General features: G+C 69.8%; 15 protein-coding genes. 7 read left to right on the top strand and 8 right to left on the bottom strand.

The features are described from left to right. Positions 1–57: 57 nt before the first annotated feature. Genes srlA through ptsP form a run of 6 tightly spaced genes read left to right on the top strand, consistent with a single transcriptional unit; the run spans position 58 to position 5,321 of the window. Complete coding sequence (gene srlA / locus ACZK39_RS13465; RefSeq protein WP_068749711.1) at positions 58–621, top strand: PTS glucitol/sorbitol transporter subunit IIC; 564 nt, start codon at positions 58–60, stop codon at positions 619–621. Then, the gene (gene srlE / locus ACZK39_RS13470) at positions 614–1,663 is read left to right on the top strand and encodes a PTS glucitol/sorbitol transporter subunit IIB (protein ID WP_463613593.1); all 1,050 of its coding nucleotides are present in this window, start codon (positions 614–616) and stop codon (positions 1,661–1,663) included. The genes srlA and srlE overlap by 8 nt, the downstream gene beginning before the upstream one ends. A 21-nt stretch (positions 1,664–1,684) precedes the next feature. Next, positions 1,685–2,047, top strand: coding sequence for a PTS glucitol/sorbitol transporter subunit IIA (locus tag ACZK39_RS13475; protein WP_463613594.1), 363 nt, complete (start codon positions 1,685–1,687; stop codon positions 2,045–2,047). After that, positions 2,040–3,395, top strand: a complete 1,356-nt coding sequence (locus ACZK39_RS13480) for a sn-glycerol-1-phosphate dehydrogenase (RefSeq protein WP_463613595.1) — start codon at positions 2,040–2,042, stop codon at positions 3,393–3,395. The genes ACZK39_RS13475 and ACZK39_RS13480 overlap by 8 nt, the downstream gene beginning before the upstream one ends. Further along, positions 3,382–3,654: an HPr family phosphocarrier protein gene (locus ACZK39_RS13485; RefSeq protein ID WP_463613596.1), complete on the top strand. Its 273-nt coding sequence runs from the start codon at positions 3,382–3,384 to the stop codon at positions 3,652–3,654. The genes ACZK39_RS13480 and ACZK39_RS13485 overlap by 14 nt, the downstream gene beginning before the upstream one ends. Continuing rightward, entirely contained in the window at positions 3,651–5,321 is a 1,671-nt protein-coding gene (ptsP, locus tag ACZK39_RS13490) for a phosphoenolpyruvate--protein phosphotransferase (protein WP_463613597.1), read from the top strand. The genes ACZK39_RS13485 and ptsP overlap by 4 nt, the downstream gene beginning before the upstream one ends. A gap of 28 nt (positions 5,322–5,349) precedes the next feature. On the opposite strand, the gene ACZK39_RS13495 is transcribed toward ptsP, so the two are convergent. Genes ACZK39_RS13495 through ACZK39_RS13510 form a run of 4 tightly spaced genes read right to left on the bottom strand, consistent with a single transcriptional unit; the run spans position 5,350 to position 8,197 of the window. Then, positions 5,350–5,679 (bottom strand): type II toxin-antitoxin system PemK/MazF family toxin, encoded by a 330-nt coding sequence (locus ACZK39_RS13495; RefSeq protein WP_182799154.1) that lies wholly within the window; start codon positions 5,677–5,679, stop codon positions 5,350–5,352. Further along, positions 5,676–5,909: a DUF2191 domain-containing protein gene (locus ACZK39_RS13500; protein ID WP_182782100.1), complete on the bottom strand. Its 234-nt coding sequence runs from the start codon at positions 5,907–5,909 to the stop codon at positions 5,676–5,678. The genes ACZK39_RS13495 and ACZK39_RS13500 overlap by 4 nt, the downstream gene beginning before the upstream one ends. Before the next feature lie 34 nt (positions 5,910–5,943). Beyond that, entirely contained in the window at positions 5,944–6,987 is a 1,044-nt protein-coding gene (locus ACZK39_RS13505; RefSeq protein WP_182799153.1) for a Gfo/Idh/MocA family protein, read from the bottom strand. A gap of 19 nt (positions 6,988–7,006) precedes the next feature. Further along, positions 7,007–8,197 (bottom strand): MFS transporter, encoded by a 1,191-nt coding sequence (locus ACZK39_RS13510; protein ID WP_182782102.1) that lies wholly within the window; start codon positions 8,195–8,197, stop codon positions 7,007–7,009. Positions 8,198–8,385: 188 nt separating this feature from the next. Between ACZK39_RS13510 and ACZK39_RS13515 the strand changes: the two genes are divergently transcribed. Next, entirely contained in the window at positions 8,386–9,663 is a 1,278-nt protein-coding gene (locus ACZK39_RS13515) for a thymidine phosphorylase (protein WP_463613598.1), read from the top strand. A gap of 75 nt (positions 9,664–9,738) precedes the next feature. On the opposite strand, the gene ACZK39_RS13520 is transcribed toward ACZK39_RS13515, so the two are convergent. From ACZK39_RS13520 to ACZK39_RS13535, 4 genes are all read right to left on the bottom strand, one after another. Continuing rightward, on the bottom strand, positions 9,739–11,625 hold the full coding sequence (locus ACZK39_RS13520) for a phosphoenolpyruvate carboxykinase (GTP) (protein WP_463613599.1): 1,887 nt from the start codon (positions 11,623–11,625) through the stop codon (positions 9,739–9,741). A gap of 89 nt (positions 11,626–11,714) precedes the next feature. Next, a complete protein-coding gene (locus tag ACZK39_RS13525; RefSeq protein ID WP_463613600.1) occupies positions 11,715–13,151 on the bottom strand; it encodes an NAD-dependent succinate-semialdehyde dehydrogenase in 1,437 nt (478 codons plus the stop codon). 86 nt (positions 13,152–13,237) lie between these two features. Continuing rightward, positions 13,238–14,236, bottom strand: coding sequence for a trypsin-like serine peptidase (locus ACZK39_RS13530; RefSeq protein ID WP_182782105.1), 999 nt, complete (start codon positions 14,234–14,236; stop codon positions 13,238–13,240). A 99-nt stretch (positions 14,237–14,335) separates the two neighbouring features. Then, positions 14,336–15,526, bottom strand: a complete 1,191-nt coding sequence (locus ACZK39_RS13535) for an AI-2E family transporter (protein WP_463613601.1) — start codon at positions 15,524–15,526, stop codon at positions 14,336–14,338. Between the last annotated feature and the right edge of the window lie 375 nt (positions 15,527–15,901).

The following is a 15,901-nucleotide window of genomic DNA, read 5'->3' on the forward strand; positions in this document are numbered from 1 at the left end:
GCTGCGTAGACGGGGCCGCCCTGCGCTGCCCCGAACCGAACCTTGAAAGGAGTTGAGATGAATATTCTCGACTATCTCGTGCATGGTGCGGAGTGGTTCATCGGTCTCTTCCGTGAAGGTGCTGACACCTTTACCGCGTGGATGACCGGCATCGTCCCACTCGTGCTCGTGCTGCTCATCGCGATGAACTCGCTGATCGCCCTCATCGGTGAGGAGCGGATCAACAAGCTCGCCGCCAAGGCGGGCAAGAACGTGATCAGCCGCTACCTGATCCTGCCGTTCTTCGGCTCGTTCTTCCTCACCAACCCGATGGCCTTCACGCTGGGCCGCTTCCTCCCCGAGGCGCACAAGCCGGGCTACTACGCCTCGGTGGCGCAGATGATGCACACCAGCAACGGCCTGTTCCCGCACAACAACCCGGCGGAGCTGTTCGTCTGGATGGGCATCGCCCAGGGGATCATGTCGCTCGGCCTCAACACCGGCGACCTCGCAGTCCGCTACCTGCTGCTCGGCGCGGTCCTCAACTTCTTCGGTGGCTGGGTCACCGACTTCACGACGAAGTTCGTCGCCAAGCAGCAGGGCGTCACCCTCTCGACCCAAGTGAAGGCCTCCCATGTCTGAGTACCGCACCATCACCATCTCCCGCGGCCCCGGCGGCTACGGCGGCCCGCTCACCATCACCCCCGACGCCAAGCGGAACAAGATCGTCTACATCGTCGGCGGCGGGTCCAGGCCCGAAGTCGTCGACCGGATCGCTGAACTGTCCGGCGCCGAGCCCGTCAACGGGTTCACCACTTCGGTCCCCGACGACGAGCACTTCGTCGCCGTCATCGACTGTGGTGGATCGCTGCGCTGCGGCCTCTACCCGAAGAAGAACATCCCCACGGTCAACGTGGTGCCCACCGGCAAGACCGGACCGCTGGCCCAGTACATCAACGAAACGATCTACGTGTCCGCCGTCGGCTCCAGCCAGGTGGCGCCCGCCGACGAGCGCGAGCTCGTCACCGTCGGGGCCGCCGCGGCCACCGTCGGGGGCGCCGCCCACTCCGCGCCCTCGCCGACGGCCAGCCCGGCGCGCGAGGAGGGACGCCCGCTGAAGCTCACCGAGCAGATGGCGCGCCAGCCGCGCAAGAGCATCCTGCAGAGCATCGGCCTGGGCGCCGGCAGAGTGATCGCCGTGTTCTATCAGGCGGCCCGGAACGCCGTGCAGACCATGCTGCAGACGATCATCCCCTTCATGGGCTTCGTCGCCATGCTGATCGGCATCATCCAGGCATCCGGCCTGGGCGTCTGGTTCTCCAACCTGCTCACCCCGCTCGCCGGCACCGGCTGGGGGCTCCTGCTGCTCGGATTCATCTGCTCGCTGCCGTTCTTGTCGCCGCTGCTCGGCCCCGGGGCGGTCATCGCGCAGATCATCGGCACCCTCATCGGCGTGGAGATCGGCAAGGGCAACGTGCCGCCACATCTGGCGCTCCCGGCCCTGTTCGCGATCAACACCCAGAACGCGTGCGACTTCATCCCCGTCGGCATGGGCCTGGCGGAGGCCGAGCCCGAGACCATCGAGGTGGGCGTGCCTGCGGTGCTGTACTCGCGCTTCCTCAACGGTGTGCCGCGCGTCGCCATCGCCTGGCTCGCCAGCATCGGCCTGTACTCGGCTTCGTAACACACTGAAAGGAACACCACCATGGCGTACACCACCACCGTCCTCGAGGTCGGCGAGGAGGCCTCAGCCTTCCTCATGGAGAACATGGCCATCACCTTCGGCGGCAACGCTCCGGAGGAGCTGCGCCCCTACTGCTTCCTCATCGAGAAGGCCGAGCTGAGCGGTTCACTTGCCGTCGGCCAGCGGGTCCTGATCGCCCATCAGGAGTGGACCGTCAGCGCGGTGGGCGACGTCGCGGAGCAGAACCTGGCGGCCCTCGGGCACGTCACGCTGGTCTTCGACGGTGAGGCCGAGCCGCGGATGGGTGGAGCCATCCACCTGTCCGGGCTGGACGAGGCTCCCGCCCTGGTCCAGGGTGCGCTGGTGGTGTTCGAGTGTGACTAGTCAGGCCTTGCTCGACGCCCTCGCGCGGGCCGTCGACACCCGCGGCGCCGCAGTGGGGCGAGGGGTGCTGGCCGAGTCCGGCCGGCACCTCGCCGCCCACCTGGGCACCGGCCCCTACATCGTCGTGGCCGACGAGAACACCTGGGCGGTCGCCGGGGAGCAGCTCACCTCCTCGCTGGAGGAGGCCGGCTGCGCCACCGTGGCGCCGCTGATCTTCCCCGGCACGCCCACCCTGTATGCCTCGTACGAGAACTGCGAGGCCATCAAGGCGGGGATGGGGGAGGCCCTTCCCGTTGCGCTCGGTTCCGGCACCCTCAACGACCTGGTCAAGCTGGCCGCGTTCGAGATGGGCCGCGACTACGCCGTCGTCGGCACCGCAGCATCGATGGACGGCTACACCGGCGCCGGCGCGCCGATGAGCGAGAACGGGGTCAAGGTCACCCGCAACTGCAAGGCCCCCGTCGTGGTCATCATGGACCTCGACGTGGTGGCCGCGGCCCCCGGCTTCCTCACCGCCTCCGGGTACGGCGACCTCGCCGCGAAGATCCCCGGCGGCGCTGACTGGATCCTCGCCGACGTCACCGGCATCGAGCCGATCGACGAGGACGTCTGGGCGATGGTGCAGTCCGGCGTTGCGACGGCACTGTCGCGGCCGGCCGCCCTGGCCGCCGGCGACGCCGACGCCTTCGAGGGCCTGGTCGAGGGCCTGTGCCTCTCCGGCCTGGCCATGCAGGCCTACGGCGGCACCCGCCCGGCCTCCGGCGCCGAGCACTACTTCTCCCACCTGTGGGAGCTGGCCCACCTGGGCGCGGACCTGGACCCGCCGCTGTCGCACGGCGACAAGGTGGCCATCGGATCGCTGGCCATGTGCGCCTTCTACGAGGCGCTGCTGGCCCGTGACCTCGCCACGATCGACCTGCGGGCCGCCGTCGACGCACGACGACCGTGGGACGAGATCGAGGCCGACATCCGGTCCACCTTCGACGGGGCGCTCGCGGACCACGCGGTCCGCGAGACGAAGGCCAAGTACGCCTCGGGTGACGAGCTGTACGACAGGCTGAAGCCGCTCGTCGACCAGTGGCCCGCCGTCGCGGACCGCCTGCGCGCGCAACTGGTCACCACCGCCCAGCTGAGCGACCAGCTCCGCCAGGCCGGGGCGCCCTCGCGTCCGCAGGACATCGGGCTCACGCCTGACGACGTGCGGGCCACCTTCCCGCGCGCCATGTACTACCGCTCCCGCTACACGGCGCTCGACGTCGCCTGGGAGCTCGGCATCTTCGACGATCTCGTCGCCGAGGTCTTCGACCACATCTGGATCCCGAAGGAGAACACCCATGCCCAGCCGTGACGTCGCCATCGCCTCGGCGGTCGGCCTCCACGCCCGCCCAGCCAACCTGTTCGTCACCGAGGTCGCCTCCCTCGGCATCCCGGTCACCATCGCCAAGCAGGGCGGCCGCGCCGTCGACGCCCGCAGCATGCTCGGCGTGATGACGATGGGCGTCAAGCACGGCGAGGTTGTCACCCTCACCGCGGAGGGCGACGGGGCTGAGGCGGCGCTGGACCGGCTCGTCGCCTTCCTCTCGATCGACCACGACGCCCCGGCATGAGGATCCACGGCATCGGGGTGAGCCCCGGATCGGTCAGCGGCCCGGCCGTCATCGTCTCCACCGTCCTCATCACGCCCCCGGGCGAGCGCACCGACGATCCGGCCGCCGCTGAGGCCGCCGTGGCGGAGGCGCTCGAGGGGGTCGCGGCGGACATGGAGCTGCGCGCCCAGCGGGCAGACGACCACGCCCGACCGGTGCTTGAGGCGACGGCGATGATGGCCCGCGACCCGGGGTTGCTGTTCGCGGTGGGCTCGTTCGCCGCCGACGGCCACGGCCCCGTCGACGCGCTGTACCTGGCCGTCGAGCAGTACTGCGAGCTCCTTGCGGGGCTCGACGCCTACATGGCCGAGAGGCAGAGCGACCTCCGCGACGTCTTCCAGCGTGCGGCCGCCCGGCTGCTGGGCGGCCCGGCCCCGGGGGTGCCGGAGTTCGACGAGCCGAGCATCATCGTGGCGCTGGACCTGGCGCCCGCGGACACCGCGACCCTCGATCCCGCCCGCGTGCTCGGCATCGTGACCGAGGCCGGAGGCGTCACCTCCCACACCGCGATCCTGGCGGCGCAGCTCGGCATCCCCGCCGTCGTCCAGGCCGCCGGCGTGTTGACGGCCTCCCCGGACACGCTGGGTCTTGACGGGGCCACAGGCGAGGTCATCGTCAACCCCGACGCGGGGATGGCCGAGGTTCTCGTCGCGCGCAACGAGCACCGACTCGCGCTGCAGGCCTTGTCACAGGGGCCGGGCGCCACGCGCGACGGGCACCGCGTGCAGATCCTGGCCAACATCGGCACCGCCGACGATGCGCAGCGCGCGGCGAAGGCCGACGTGGAGGGCTCCGGGCTGTTCCGCACCGAGTTCCTGTTCCTCGACCGCTCCGACGCGCCGACTGTCGACGAGCAGACGGCCACCTATACGGCCGTGTTCGAGGCGTTCACCGGTCGCAAGGTGGTGGTCCGTACCCTCGACGCGGGCGCCGACAAGCCACTGGCCTTCGCTGACCTGGGGGCCGAGGAGAACCCGGCGCTCGGAGTCCGCGGGCTCCGCCTGCAGCGTGAGCGCGACGACCTGCTCACGGACCAGCTGACCGCCCTCGCGAGGGCGCGGGAGGCCACCGGCGCCGAGGTCTGGGTGATGGCTCCGATGGTGGCCACGGCTGAGGAGGCCGGCTGGTTCGCGGCCCGCTGTCGTGACGCCGGACTCCCGACGGCGGGCACCATGGTGGAGGTCCCGGCCGCCGCCATCAGGTCCGCGCAGGTCCTGGACGCGTGCGACTTCGCCTCCATCGGCACCAACGACCTGTCCCAGTACCTGTTCGCCGCCGACCGCATGAACGGGGCCCTGGCGCACCTGCTCAGCGGCTGGCAGCCGGCTTTGTGGGACCTCATCGTCGCCACCGTCCGCGGCGCCGACGGCAAGCCGGTTGGCATCTGCGGCGAGGTGGGCGGAGACCCGCTGCTCGCCCTGGTGGCGGCCGGCGCAGGAATCTCGTCGCTGTCCATGGCCGTCGGCAAGGTGGGTTCGGTGAAGGCCTCGCTGGCCCGCCACGACCTGGACACCTGCCGGGCGATGCTCGACGCGGTGCTCGCCAGCGCCAGCCCGGAGGCGGCCCGCGCCGCCGTCGTCGAGCTGCTCGATCCGGAGGTGGCCGACGTCCTGGCCGGTCTGCGGTAGGTGATCCGCTCCACGGCGATGGCGAAGCTCAGTCTGAGCAGGCGACCGCGGTGGCAAGGGCGGCGCAAATCTCGCGCATGCGGGCATCGGAGACGCGACCTAGACGTTGGACGAGGATCGCTAGCGAGGCGCTCTCGATAGAGTCCAGGTTGACCGCCGAGCGCAGCGGCACCGGGTCGTCTCCCGGCTCGAGGAGGACTTCGCTCGGTAGATTCCTGATGGTGGTGGTGCATGGCGCGATGAGTGCCCGGCGATGGCGTGGGATCACGGCGTCGCGAGACAGGATGACGACCGGCCTGCGCCCGATCTCCGGCATCTCACACCACCACACGTCCCCGCGTGCGGGGAACTGCGTCATGAGGCCGCAACCGCCCGTCGAAAGGAGGCCAGGTCCCCCCACTCGTCTGGTTCATCGAGCGGGTGCGCGTCGTAGGCGGCATAGCTGGCGTCCACCTCTGCAGTGCGACGGCTGGCCAGCAACGCAGCGAGGGCCTCGTCGACCAGCGCCGAGTCCGGCTTTCCTGATGCCCTGCGGGCGCGCTCGAGAAGGCCGGCGTCCACGGTCGTGCTCAGTCGTGTGCGACTCATGCCACCATCATGCCACGCAGGGCAGAGAGATCACTCACGATTCGCCGGGCAGGCTGACGCCCACCTGGCGGCGCAGCTCGTCCATGGTCGCCATCACGGCGAGCGTCTCCTCCAGCGGCAGCAGGTGAGACTCGGGCCGGCCCTCGGCGATCACCGTGGCGAGGTGCGCGGCCTGGTAACTCAGCCCCGCGTGCTCATGGATCGCCGGCTCCTCGGAGGCGGCGATCCCGCCGTCACGCCGGCGGACGGTGACCACCTGCGGGCCGTAGAAGGGGCCGGGGATCTCGAGGCGCGCGTCGTCGCCGGCGATGAACGCGCTCGTGGGGGTCAGCGCCGCGAGCGTCGTGGTGATGATCCCGTGGGCCATCGGATGCCCGGCGAAGCCGGTCAGCACCGCGGAGATCTGGCGGTCCACCCCGGTGAAGGCCTTGGTGCCGGTCGCCAGAGCGGCGCCGGGGGTGCCCAGGGCGAAGTGGGCGAAGCTGACGGGGTACACGCCGAGGTCCAGCATGGCACCGCCGGCCTTGTTCGGGTCGAAGAGGCGGAAGTCCGGGTCTCGTGGGAACCACTGCCCGTGATCGGCGAACGCCGTCTCGATCTCTCCCAGGACCCCGTCGGCCAGCACCTGGCGCACCACGTCCATGTGGGGGAGGAACCGCGTCCACATGGCCTCCATCGCGACGACGCCGGCCGCGCGGGCCGCGTCGACCACCTCGGTGGCCTCGGCGAGGTTACGGGTGAAGGCCTTCTCGACGAGCACGTGCTTGCCGGCTGCGATCGCCAGGAGTGCGTTGTCGCGGTGCTCGCTGTGGGGTGTGGCCACGTAGACGATGTCCACCTGCCCGTCGGCCACCACCGCCTCGTAGCCCACCAGGCTCCGCTCGATGCCGTGCCTGGAGGCGAAATCCGCGCCCTTCCCGGCGGTGCGGGAGCCCACCACCACCACCCGCTGCCGGGTGTGGGCGTGCAGCGCCTCGACGAAACGCTCGGCGATCCAGCCGGTCCCGAGCACTCCCCACCGCATCGGCGGCGCGTCCATCGGATCTGGTGTGCGGGGGGAGGGCAGCGTGAAGGTCATGCGCCCCAGTCAACCACCTTCAGAGGACGGTGGGGCGCGCGTCCCGGGGCGGGGTGAGGGCCGGGGTGAGCAGCAGCGCCAGCAGCGCGGCGATGGGCACCACGATCAGGGCCCAGCGGAGGCTGACGGTGTCGCCGACGATGCCGATCAACGGTGGGCCGGCGAAAAAGCCGAGCCGCATCAGCCAGGTGACGAAGGTGAGCCCGGAGCCGTGCGCCATGCCCGGGAGCTCGTCGGCGGCGTGCATCGCCGAGGGGATCGCGGTGGCGATGCCCCAGCCCGCGCAGGCGAAGCCCAGGATGGTGGTGACCGGGTGCGGGAACGCCACCGCGACACCCATGCCGACGGCGGCGATGCTCACCCCGAGCGTCACGGCCGGGCGGGCGCCGATGCGGTTGACCAGTGCGTCGCCCGTGAACCGGCCGATCATCTGCGCGCCCTGCAGCGCCACGAAGGCGAGGCCGGCCACGAAGGGGATCACCGAGAACATGCCGTCCATGTAGATGGCGCCCCACGACGCTGCGCTCTCCTCCACCAGCCCCACGGATGCCCCCAGCAGACCGAGCGCGATGAGGCGCACCCACAGGCTCGCCGGGAGGCGGCGCTGGGGACGCACCTCGGCGGCGGCCTCCTCGTCGACGGGGGCCTGATCCTTGCCCGGGAGCAGCAGCGTGCGGGCGAAGACCGCCATCGCGCCGAAGACCACCGTCGCGATGAGGGCCTGCAGCCACAGCGCCATCCCGATCTGGGCTGCGATGGAGCCCAGGATGCCGCCGCACACGGCGCCGATCGACCACCAGCCGTGGAACGAGTTGAGGATGGTGCGGCCGTACAACTTCTGCACACGCAGACCGTGCCCATTCATCGAGATGTCGGTGATGGCGTCCATCGCCGCCATGGTGGCGAGCGCTACGGAGAACAGCAGCAGTGTCGGCGCGTTGGCCACTGCGTTGAGCATGGCGATGCCGGCGATCAGCGTCACCCCGGCCACTGAGGCCGACGAGAATCGGCGGACCAGCCGGGCGGTGAACAGCCCCGCGATCAGGCCGCCCACGGGCCCCAGGCCGACGGCGACACCGAACGCCGTGTTCGACGCCTCCAGCGCCACTTTGATCTCCGGGTACCTCGGCAGGATTGAGGACCACGCCACCCCGTTGAGCCAGAACAGCAGGATGACGCCCCAACGGGCGCGCAGGACTTCCTTGGACATGGTGACTTCCGGGGAACAGGAGGGACCCGTCTCGCGCTGGACGCGCGGGGGAGGGGTGGGAGCGCTTCGATCCTGCCAGATCCCCGGCCCGTGCACCAAAGTCCGGTCCGGGCCCGGCCCAGGGTAGCTGCCGGCTACGAGGGGCGGTCCCGACGGCGTGTCGTGCACGGCGTCGATAGCCTGAGCCCATGATCATGGACGTCGTTGACCTCATCCGCACCAAGCGCGACGGCGGCACGCTCACCCCGGACGAGATCGACTGGGTGATCGACGCCTACACCACGGGCGCCGTCGCGGACTACCAGATGTCGGCGCTGGCGATGGCCATCCTCATCCGCGGCATGGACCGCGACGAGATCGCCCGCTGGACCGCCGCCATGATCGCGTCCGGCGAGCGGATGGACTTCTCCAGCCTCAGCCGCCCCACCGCGGACAAGCACTCCACCGGCGGGGTCGGGGACAAGATCACGCTCCCGCTCGCGCCGTTGGTCGCGGTGTTCGACGTGGCGGTCCCGCAGCTCTCGGGTCGCGGGCTGGGCCACACCGGCGGCACGCTGGACAAGCTCGAGGCCATCCCCGGGTGGCGCGCCCAGCTGACCAACGACGAGATCTTCGCCCAACTGGAGAGCGTGGGCGCGGTGATCAGCGCGGCCGGCTCCGGCCTGGCGCCTGCGGACAAGAAGCTCTACGCCCTCCGCGACACCACGGGCACCGTCGAGGCCATCCCGCTGATCGCGAGCTCCATCATGAGCAAGAAGATCGCCGAGGGCACCGGCGCGCTGGTGCTGGACGTGAAGGTGGGCTCCGGCGCGTTCATGAAGTCGCTGGACCAGGCCCAGGAGTTGGCCCGCACCATGGTGGACCTCGGCAAGGACGCCGGAGTCAACACCGTCGCACTGCTCACCGGCATGGACACGCCGTTGGGGCTCACCGCGGGCAACGCCCTCGAGGTGCGCGAATCGGTCGAGATCCTGGCCGGCGGCGGGCCCGCTGACGTCGTCGAGCTGACGCTCGCCCTGGCCCACGAGATGCTCGCGGCCGCGGGCAAACCCGACGTCGACCCGGCGCCCGCGCTCCGCGACGGCAGGGCGATGGACGTGTGGCGCCGCATGATCGCAGCCCAGGGGGGCGACCCCGACGCCCCGCTGCCCGTGGCCGAACACCAGCACACGGTGACCGCCGGGCGCGGCGGCTACCTCACCAGGATGGACGCCTATGCTGTCGGCGTCGCTGCGTGGCGCCTCGGCGCGGGTCGCGCACGGAAGGAGGACGACGTCCAGGCCGTGGCCGGCATCGAGATGCACGCCAAGCCCGGAGACGCCGTCGCCCCAGGTCAGCCGCTGTTCACGCTGCACACCGCCACCCCGGAGCGCTTCGGCCGGGCGCTCGAGGCCCTCGACGGCGCCGTCGGCTATGCGGAAGCCGCGCCCGAGCTGTCTGCCCTCATCCTCGGGCGGCTGGACTGATCCCAGACAGTGAGAATCCGGGGAGATGGCGCCCATAGCGGGCCATCTCCCCGGATTCTCACCGTTTGAGCCAGGTCAGACCTCCGTCGGTGTCCTCCCGAACGCCGTCTCCAACGTCCGCAGCTCGTCGACGAGCTCGCGCGGCAGCCGCCAGCCGAAGGTATCGAACCAGCGCCCGATGCGCGGCACCTCGTCGCGCCACTCGTTCTCCTTGTAGGACACCACCTCACGCAGGTCGGCCTCGTCGATCGTCAGGCCCTCGACGTCGAGGCTGCCTGCCGCGGGGAGGAAGCCGATCGGCGTCTCCACCGCCTCGGTCAGGCCGTCGACGCGCTGCGCGATCCACTTCAGCACCCGGGAGTTCTCCCCGAAGCCCGGCCACATGAAGCGGCCGTCGGTGTCGCGGCGGAACCAGTTGACGTAGAAGACCTTGGGCAGCAAGTCCGCGTCGGCGTGGCGTCCGATGCTGATCCAGTGCTGCACGTAGTCGGCGACGTGGTAGCCGATGAAGGGCAGCATCGCCATCGGGTCGCGGCGGAGCACCCCCACCGCTCCCGAGGCCGCGGCGGTGGTCTCCGAGGAGCAGGTGGCCCCCATGAAGACGCCGTGCTGCCAGGTCCGTGACTGCATCACCAGCGGGATGGTGTTCTCGCGCCGGCCACCGAAGACGATCGCATCCAGCGGAACCCCCTGGGGGGAGTGGTAGTCCTCCGACAGGATCGGGCACTGGTCGATCGGGGTGCAGAAGCGGCTGTTGGGGTGGGCCGCCTTCTCGTTGGGTCGCCCGCCGACGGGGCCCGTGCCGGCGCGCCACTCGCGGCCCTTCCAGTCCGTCAACACCGCGGGCGGCTCCTTCGTCATGCCCTCCCACCACACGTCGCCCTCGGGCGTCAGCGCCACGTTGGTGAAGATGGTGTTGCCGCCCTCCAGGGAGAGCATCGCGTTGGGGTTGGTGTCATGGCTGGTGCCCGGCGCCACCCCGAAGAAGCCCGTCTCGGGGTTGGTGGCGTAGAGGCGGCCGTCTGCCCCGAAGCGCAGCCACGCGATGTCGTCGCCGAGGGTCTCGACGGTCCAGCCGGGGATGGTGGGGTCCAGCATCGCGAGGTTGGTCTTCCCGCACGCCGACGGGAAGGCCGCCGCGATGTGATAGGCCCGGCCCTCCGGCGAGATCAGCTTGAGGATCAGCATGTGCTCGGCGAGCCAGCCCTCGTCGCGCGCCATCGCCGAGGCGATCCGCAACGCGTAGCACTTCTTGCCCAGCAGGGAGTTGCCGCCGTAGCCGGAGCCGTAGGACCAGATGACGCGTTCGTCGGTGAAGTGGACGATGTACTTGATCTCGTTGCACGGCCACGGCACGTCCTCCTGCCCGTCCACCAGCGGCATCCCGACCGAATGCAGGGCGGGCACGAAGTCCGCGTTCGTCTCCTCCATGCGAGCGAGCGTCTCGGCGCCCATCCGCGTCATGATCTTCATCGAGATGGCCACATAGGCCGAATCCGAGATCTCCACGCCGTACTTCGGGTCCTCGGCGTCCAAGGAGCCCATGCAGAACGGCATCACGTACATGATGCGCCCGGCCATGCAGCCGTCGAACAGCGGCGTCATGATCCGCTTCATCTGGTCAGGGTCCATCCAGTTGTTGGTGGGGCCGGCGTTGCGCTCGTCCTTCGAGCAGATGAACGTCTGATCTTCCACGCGGGCGACGTCGTCGGGGTCCGTGCGCGCCAGGACGGAGTTGGGCTTCAGCGTCTCGTTGAGCCGAACGACGGTGCCCTTGGCCTCCAGTTGACCCACCAGCGCGTCGTACTCGGCGTCCGAGCCGTCGCAGTAGTGGATCGCCTCCGGCTTGCAGAGCCGAACGACCTGGTCGAGCCAGGCCAGGAGCTTGGGGTGGGTGGGTGCCACGCCGGTGGCGGGAAGATCGGTCCGGGTCCTCTGGCGGGTTTCGGTGGCGGTTGACATGGGTCTCCTCGTTGCGGCACTGCGTCGGAAGCGCTCGTCGTTGAGCGCTTCCACCCCAACCGTAGCCCTGGGACCGTGCGGACGTGCTGTCAGAGGGCCATCCCGATGTACTTGATCTCCAGGAACTCCTCGATGCCTTCAGGGCCGCCTTCGCGCCCCAGTCCCGAGCTCTTGACGCCGCCGAAGGGGGCCGCCGGGTTCGAGACGAGGCCGGAGTTCAGCCCCACCATGCCGGACTCGAGGCGCTCGGCCGTCGTGATCGCCTCCGTGAGGTCCTCGGCGAAGACGTAGCTCATCAGGCCGAAGTCGGTGTCGTTGGCCAGGGCAACCGCCTCGTCGACGGAGTCCACCGCGACGATCGGCGCCACCGGGCCGAAGATCTCCTCCCGGAAGCACCTCGACGAGGGGGCCACGTCGGCCAGCACCGTCGGCTGCATGAAGTGGCCCGGCCCGTCGACGCGCGCCCCGCCCACGACCACCCGGGCGCCGTCCTCGACGGCCTCCCGGACCATCGCCTCCACGTCGTCCAACGCGGACGCGGAGACCAGCGGCCCCACCTCGACCCCGTCGGCCAATCCGTCACCCACGCGCATGGCGCCCACCCGGGCGGCGAGCTTGACCGTGAACTCCTCCACCAGGCCGCGGTGCACGATCATCCGGTTGGCCGCCGTGCAGGCCTGGCCGATGTTGCGCATCTTCGCCACCAGCGCACCCTCGACGGCGCGGTCCACGTCCGCGCTCGGCAGCACCAGGAACGGCGCGTTGCCTCCGAGCTCCATGGACGTCTTCAGGACGTTCGCCGACGCCTGCTCCAGCAGCTTTACGCCCACGCTGGTGGACCCGGTGAAGGTCAGCTTCCGCAGCCGTCGGTCGGCGATCAGGGGGCCGGTGGTGGCCGAGGCCGACGACGACACGAAGCAGTTCACCACCCCCGCGGGCACGCCCACCTCGTCGAACACGTCCATGAGCAGCAGCGACGTCAGGGGTGTCAGCTGGGCGGGCTTGAGCACCGCGGTGCAGCCGGCCGCCAGCGCCGGCCCGAGCTTGCGGGTGGCCATGGCCAGCGGAAAGTTCCAGGGCGTGATCGCCAGGACCGGGCCCACCGGCTGCTTGGTGGTCAGCAGGCGCTGCCCGCCGACGGGGGCGACGGTGTAGCGGCCGTGGATGCGAGGGGTCTCCTCGGCGAACCATCGGAGGAACTCGGCCCCGTAGGTCACCTCGCCGCGTGCCTCGGCGAGGGGCTTGCCCATCTCCCGGGTCATCGTCTCGGCGAACTCGTCGGCCCGCTCCATGATCCGCGCCCAGGCGGCGCGCAGCAGCTCGCCCCGGAACCGGGGCTCGCTGGCCGCCCACCCGGCGGCGGCGTCGACGGCCGCGTCCAGGCAGGCCATCGCCGTCGCGGCGTCCGCATCGGCCACCTGGGCGAGCTCCTCGCCGGTGGCGGGGTTCTCGACGCTCAGCGTGGTCTCGTCGTCGGTGAACCGGCCGTTGATGTAGTGGGTGGTGCGTAGCGCTGTCCAGGTCATCTCCGAGTCCCTCCGTAGCCCGTCACCCAGCTTAGAGCGGGGTGACGGGCCACGGGTGAGCGGGGGTACCAGGCGGCCGAGGCGGCTCAGCTGACGATCGTGTTCCTCGTCGCGGTGGTGGCGGCGCTGAACAGGGCTGCGGTCTTGTCGTTGAACATCGGCCCGTGCATCGCCTCGATCCCCGAGTAGCCGTAGGAGTTCACCGACATCGTGATTCCACTGCCTCGGCCCTCGTTGAAGGGGGCGTACCAGGGGCCGCCGGAGGAGCCGCCGGTCATGTCACTGACCACCCGGTAGGTCCGATCGTTGTTGAGCGGATCGGTGTCCAACGGGCCCTGCGAGTAGATGAGTTCCTTGCCGGCGTAGGGTGTTCCGGCGGGGTGGCCGAACAGGAACGTATCCGCGCCAACGGAAACCTCGTCGAAGGCGATCTCCTGGGCCCCGACGGTCTTGTCCAGTTGCGCCAAGGTCTTTCCGTTGCCGCCGAGGCCGACGACGGCGAACGCGAAGTCGTGCAGGGTGGCCTGGGTGTTGAACTTGCGCTGCGAGGTGAAGCCCTCGTGAGCCACGAGGGCCGTGGCCGTCCAGCAGCCGTAGGTGGTCTCGGCGCAGAACGACCCGCTGGTGGTGAGCGCGACGGCGTTCGAGTCGTAGTCCGGGATGAACACCCAGTTCGTCGCGAACTTGGACTTCTGGTTGTCGAAGACGCAGTGGGCCGCGGTCACGATGATCGACCTGGTGCTGTCGCCGTCCTCGATCACGGAAGCGGAGCACACGTAGTAGGACCTGCCCATCGCGAACAGCACCTTGCCGGTGGTCTTCTGGACGAGACCACCACCAGGCCAGGGTTCGCCGAGCGTGGCGGTGGCGGCCAGCGCAGCCTCCGAGAAGGTGCCGGTGGCCGGATCGCGCACGAAGTCGCGGGGCTTGGCCTGGGCAACCTTGTCCTTGGTCCAGAAGTCGACGATGCGCTGATGCTCAGCGCGGGCGCCACTGTCGGCCGAGGCCTGCGCGGCGGGGATCAGACCGAAGGCGAGCAGCAGGCTCGCCATCAGCGCGACCGGTCGGAGGATTTTCGCGATCATCGTGCTCGCTCCTTGTGTCCTGAGTGCGTCGACAGGTTCACCCCGGCCGACGATGCGACCGATCGCATGCCCGCGCCCGGTCCACGCGAGGGCATTGGATCAGGATTCGGGGCGGACCTTCGCGTCCTGTCGCGGGATGTAGATCTCCTTGATGATCATCAGCAGCGACGCCGTGACGGGCACCGCAACCAGGGCGCCGAGCAGTCCGAGCAGGGTGGCGCCCACCATGGCGCCGATCAGCACCAGCGATCCCGGAATATCGACGGCCTTGGTCATCACGCGCGGGGTGAGCACGTAGGCCTCGATCTGCATGTAGGCGAACATCACGACGGCGAAGATCAGCGCCGTCACGGGGGAGGCGAAGAGCGTGACGGTGGTGATCAGGATCCAGGACAGGACCGGGCCGATCATCGGAATGAAGGTGATGAACAGGGCCAGGAAGGACAGCAGGGCCGCGAAGGGGGCGCCGAGGATGGTCATGAGGACGAAGGTGAAGGCGGCGTTGGCGGCGGCCAGGATGGCCATGCCTGACACGTAACCGCCCACCGATTCGACGATCCGGTCGGTCATCGTGCCCAACCGGGGGCGGGCGTGCGCCGGTGCGAGCTGCTGGAGGGCCCTCTTCATGGGGTCAAGCGAGGCCAGGAAATAGAGGGTGAGGACCAGCACGATCAGGCTCGTGGAGACGAAGTCCACCAACCCCGTGCTCACGGCCAGCGCGCCTCCACCGATCGCGAGGAGGTTCTCCGGGTTCGACAGCCAGGCCTGCGCCCGGGCGAACAGCGCCTCGTAGAGGTCGCTCTGCCCGGTCGCGGCGGTCAACGCCTTGAACCAGTCCGTGTTCTGGACGTTGGAAATGTACCCGGGCACCGCCGCAGCCAGCTGCGTCACCTGCCCCACCGCTGCCGGCGCGATGAGGGCGATCACCCCGCCGAGGATGAGTGCGAATCCGGCGAACACGACGGCGATGGCCAGCCCACGCGACATTCGATGGTTGCCCAGCCACAGCACGACGGGTTCCAGCGCCATGGCGATGAACAGCGCCGCTCCGATGGAGACGAGCACCGTCGACAGGGCGGACAACGACCCTCCCAGCGAGATCGCCACGAGGGCGCCCGCGGTCGCGGTGAAGCCCCACATGAAGGGGTGGCCCAGGTCGACGGCGAACCGGGACCGGCGACGCGTGTCTCGCCTCGCTACCGGCGGCGTCGGCTCCAGCTCGGATACAGCTGTGGCGGCAGGTGGTGTAGCGGGTGGCGTGGCGGGGACACTGGGTTCCGTCTCGGACATGCGAGCAGCGTACGGTCCCGCCCGGGTCCCGCGCGACACGCGGCGCGTCGGGTTGGTGTTCCGGGACTACGTCCCTCCAACCCCTTCCTCGGCCTCGGAAATGGACAAGCGCCGAGTCCCTGGAAAGCAAAAAGTCGAGAGGTACGGGCGCCTGCCCATTTCTCTCGACCTTCGTCGGGGTGTTCCGGGACTACGTCCCTCCAACCCCTTCCTTGGCCTCGGAAATGGACAAGCGCCGAGTCCCTGGAAAGCAAAAAGTCGAGAGGTATGGGCGCTAGCCCATTTCTCTCGACCTGCGTCGGGGTGTTCCGGGACTACGTCCCTCCAACCCCTTCCTTGGCCTCGGAAATGGACAAGCGCCGAGTCCCTGAAAAG

The organism is Tessaracoccus luoxuelianae, assembly GCF_055326245.1.